This is a genomic window from Litoribacterium kuwaitense, assembly GCF_011058155.1.
Taxonomy (GTDB): domain Bacteria; phylum Bacillota; class Bacilli; order Bacillales; family DSM-28697; genus Litoribacterium; species Litoribacterium kuwaitense.
This window is the reverse complement of the sequence record NZ_JAALFC010000084.1, coordinates 1-3,728: the sequence shown is the minus strand read 5'-3', so window position 1 is coordinate 3,728 and position 3,728 is coordinate 1. Positions and strand designations below refer to the sequence as shown.

Genomic DNA, 3,728 nt, shown 5'->3' with positions numbered 1-3,728 from the left:
GCCCGTTTATGCTCAGGCAATATGAACGAGCGTTCCCACAAGATATGATTAAAATCTTTATAATCACGAGGGTCTCTTTTCATGAAGCCGGTGCCACCTTTCGAACGCCAAGAATGTTCTCCTTCCGAAAGGTTCTTATTTTTCGCTTTGTTTGGCACATCCCTCTAATGTATTGATCAGTGACCGCCAGTACCTTAACTTTTCGCTTAGTAAACCTGCCGTCGCCTGCCATATATATGATGTTGATCGTCTCACCTATTCGCATCATTCAACCTCCAAGAACGTTTGTTCTTATTATATGCGAATGTTTGTTCTGTATTCAATAAAAAATTTGAGAATATTGAACCATTCATGGTAAAATTTTCACATGGAGGTGAGTTCAATGACTACTACACTAGATAAACTGATTGCTGAAAACCAATTCCCTGTTGTTTTCATTGGTTCAGGCATGTCAAGACGGTTCCTAGAGAACTTTCCCGATTGGACGGGGCTTTTGCATGAATTTTGGGAAAGTATAGGGCTAGAGAATTTCTACGGGTCACTCAATAACCTTTGGGACGAGCTATCACAAGCAAACCCTTCTCTTGGAGAAAGGGAACTCGCTCATTATGCGAATATTAAAACCGGGTCGTATCTCGAAAAACAATATAATAAAGCTTTCAATAATAAACTTATAACAATCGATGGTTTCTCAACGACAGATGCGCACCGTACAAGAATTTCTCCTTTCAAGAAAGCCATAGCAAATAGATTTAATCAATATAAAATCAAATCTGATATGCAACATGAATACAAATCATTCGTGAAGATGTTAATGAAAACGCAGATTGTATTAACGACAAATTACGATTCTTTCATCGAGGACTCCTTTAATGAATTTAGCGAATATGCCATAGAAAAATACATAGGGCAAAGCGGGTTTTTTGAGCGAACCCATGGGTTCGCTGAGTTATATAAAATACACGGGTGCGTATCTAGTCCTGAAAAAATTATGATTTCGGAAAAGGATTATAAGAAATTTGATGCCGACTCTGTCCTGATTAGTGCTAAAATCATTTCAATGATGATAAACTCACCAATTATTTTATGGGATATTCTTTAACTGATGTAAACGTCCGCAAAATAATTAAGGATTTTACACGTTCATTAACTAGTAATGAAATAAAGATTTTGGAAAGAAGATTGATTTTAATTGAGCGTTTAGAAGGAGAGTCAGGCATTGTCGAGCAGGATATTACAGATAGAGACTTAGGATGCCAACTCAAAGTAATAAAAACTGATAACTTTGATCTAGTCTTTAATAAAATCAGCCAAATTAACCAAGGTGTCTCACCTGCTCATGTTCGTAAATACCAGCATATTCTTAAAGAACTTATTGTAGATAGAGGAAAAAAAGGAGCTCTGAGAGCTGTTTTATTGAGCCCGGAGGATTTAGATTTGTTGGAATCGGAACTTCAAGATAAAGATATCGCCGTTGCCTTAGGGGATACCAAAACGATCTTTCAAATCCCTGATATAGTGTCGTTCTGTATCGACTACATTTCTGATGAAGATTCACTCAGTACAGATATCCGACTGAGATTTGCAACTCTTCAGAATGGCAGATCTAGATTCCCGATACACAAATTCCTCAACAAAGATAACATTAAAAACAGCAACCTTCATCCCTCAGAAAAGGATAAGCTTAGTACAACACTCATTAATTTATCGGACTATTCAAAGGTAGAGGATACTCTTGATAAATCTGCTGCGTTTTTTAAAGACACTAATGATGCGAAATTGATTTGGGCAGAGACCGGGCAGAAGAAGAGAAAGATATATACTACATTCTGCTATAATCTCAAAAATCTTGACTTGGAGGAAGTAAAAAAATTCATTTTGGACGAACTAGAGGAACTAAAATCGAATGGGGAAATTAAGGTCGACACCGATTTGAGGAAACTGCTGTTGATGTATGATATTCTCAAATATAAAGACTAGAGAAATGCGAAGAGGGCAATTGCTAACGACCTAGAGTCATTGCCTTTGCCCTCCCGCCTTGCAATATATTCATATCTCAATTATAAGGTTTTTATACCTATAGTCAACTATTTAATTTCTTTGAGTGTGCTTTTTTTCTCCAATAATAATTCCGTTCCTCCACACCTATAGTTCCTTAGGAGGTGATCTCATGAACCAGTTTTGGATAGATGTATTGATGATTATTGTTCCATCGATCGCTACGGTCGGTGGTATTATAGCGACATTATTGATAACTGGAAAGAACCAACGGGAGCAACAAAAGGAATTGAATAAGCGGTTTGAAAAGCAGATAGACGAACAACGGGAGCTTTTTAAAGCCGAGAGAAGATACGACAGGGAAATGGAGCGTTTGAAAGTCTTTAATCAAGTTCTAATGATTGATTATAAGGAGCATCATACAGTGATTCATTACCAGTTCCACGGTGCCCCAAAATTTAAAGTAGAAAGCTACCAAAAAAACATACGCCCAATAATATTTGAAAACCTTCATCTAATGTCGCAAGAGGTAACAAACGAGATATTTAAAATTGATGAGCAACTACAACGGTCTAGTTTTCATGAATCATTAGAGGTTGAGGAGGAAGAATCTCTGGTATATCACTATAAAAATATGATTGAATACATAAAAGAATACATCACAGAAAAAGTGCCCAGCCATAACGGTTGAGCGCTTTTTATATGCTTATTTAGTTTTGCCCTCACGCTTATTTACAACCTCAAACAGCCCCGTACCTGCTAGTCCTGCGATCGCGCCTACCCATAACCTCACAGACAAATCGAGATCAGTAAACGGAAACGACAGCACAGCAAGCACAAGACCTACAATCAGCGACAATGACGGAACGTAGTTCTTTGGCACACTTACGGTCTTCTTGATCGCTTGTACAGCTAGAGTCGTGACGATTGCGATAAACGATGCGTATGCGCCTTCCACGCCTGTAAAATCAATAAGTTGGTTTAATAATTCGTTCATATTTTTCATCCTTTACAAGTAGTTTGGCAGGGCTTTAAATGCCCATGTTTTTTGACCTTCATTTCCTTCATGCAACAAGGTAGCTGCATAAAGTATTTGGTTAGTGTCGATGTACTTTTGAAGCTCTTTTTTTGCCCATGCTGCTGTGCCTCCGCCCTGCTTTTCAAGTGTTTTTAAATAAGCCACTTGGTTAGGGTCATATAGCTTTTTGGCATTGCGTCCAGTCGCATTAAAAAAGGCTCGTAGGTTGTTGTAACCCCACAAGCCCGAGCCTTCGAGTCCGTCTCGATGTAGCAACTTAGCCCAATAGTGTAGCTCGTTAGCCTTCTTACTATCGGGCATTTGCGGCTGTGTCACCGCACTTAGGACGCTCTTATAATCAAAACAAGGACAAGCCTTCCACGAGTAGCCAGGGAACTCTGAGTGCCCTTTTGTCGCTACGTAGTTCGGCATGTCCTTTTTGAGTGCTGATACTAAAACTCTGAGTGATTCTTTTTGTGCATCCGTCGGCTCTTGAACCCTAAAATCTCCTGTCAAGCAGATGCCTATTGCATGTTTGTTGCTATTGCCGACGTGGTATGACAGCGTGCCGGGATTGTGACACCAGACGACTGTGCCGTTCTTTTCAATCACAAAATGATAACCGATGCCTGGCCAGTCGTGGGTATTGACGTGGTAATTCGCAAAGGCTTCCGCCGAACCGGAAAGGGTTAGAGAATGATGGATGGCGATA

Annotated in this window: 6 protein-coding genes; 3 read left to right on the top strand and 3 right to left on the bottom strand. The window is 39.4% G+C overall.

From position 1 onward, the window contains the following. Positions 1 to 79 precede the first annotated feature (79 nt). Positions 80 to 265: a hypothetical protein gene (locus G4V62_RS18895; RefSeq protein ID WP_165205172.1), complete on the bottom strand. Its 186-nt coding sequence runs from the start codon at positions 263 to 265 to the stop codon at positions 80 to 82. Positions 266 to 382: 117 nt separating this feature from the next. On the opposite strand from G4V62_RS18895, the gene G4V62_RS20155 reads away from it, so the two are divergent. The 3 genes from G4V62_RS20155 to G4V62_RS18885 all read left to right on the top strand — a co-directional run bounded on the left by G4V62_RS20155 (position 383) and on the right by G4V62_RS18885 (position 2,689). Continuing rightward, positions 383 to 1,102 (top strand): SIR2 family protein, encoded by a 720-nt coding sequence (locus G4V62_RS20155; protein WP_246218542.1) that lies wholly within the window; start codon positions 383 to 385, stop codon positions 1,100 to 1,102. A gap of 68 nt (positions 1,103 to 1,170) precedes the next feature. Continuing rightward, positions 1,171 to 1,980, top strand: a complete 810-nt coding sequence (locus G4V62_RS20150; RefSeq protein WP_246218541.1) for a hypothetical protein — start codon at positions 1,171 to 1,173, stop codon at positions 1,978 to 1,980. Positions 1,981 to 2,170: 190 nt separating this feature from the next. Continuing rightward, complete coding sequence (locus tag G4V62_RS18885; RefSeq protein ID WP_165205170.1) at positions 2,171 to 2,689, top strand: hypothetical protein; 519 nt, start codon at positions 2,171 to 2,173, stop codon at positions 2,687 to 2,689. 15 nt (positions 2,690 to 2,704) lie between these two features. On the opposite strand, the gene G4V62_RS18880 is transcribed toward G4V62_RS18885, so the two are convergent. Both G4V62_RS18880 and G4V62_RS18875 read right to left on the bottom strand, forming a co-directional pair. Next, positions 2,705 to 2,995 carry a holin gene (locus G4V62_RS18880; RefSeq protein ID WP_165205168.1) on the bottom strand — a complete coding sequence of 97 codons (291 nt, stop codon included), beginning with the start codon at positions 2,993 to 2,995 and terminating at the stop codon, positions 2,705 to 2,707. Between the two features lie 12 nt (positions 2,996 to 3,007). Continuing rightward, positions 3,008 to 3,728 (bottom strand): peptidoglycan recognition protein family protein (locus tag G4V62_RS18875; RefSeq protein WP_165205166.1); only part of this gene is annotated, 721 nt, incomplete at its 5' end.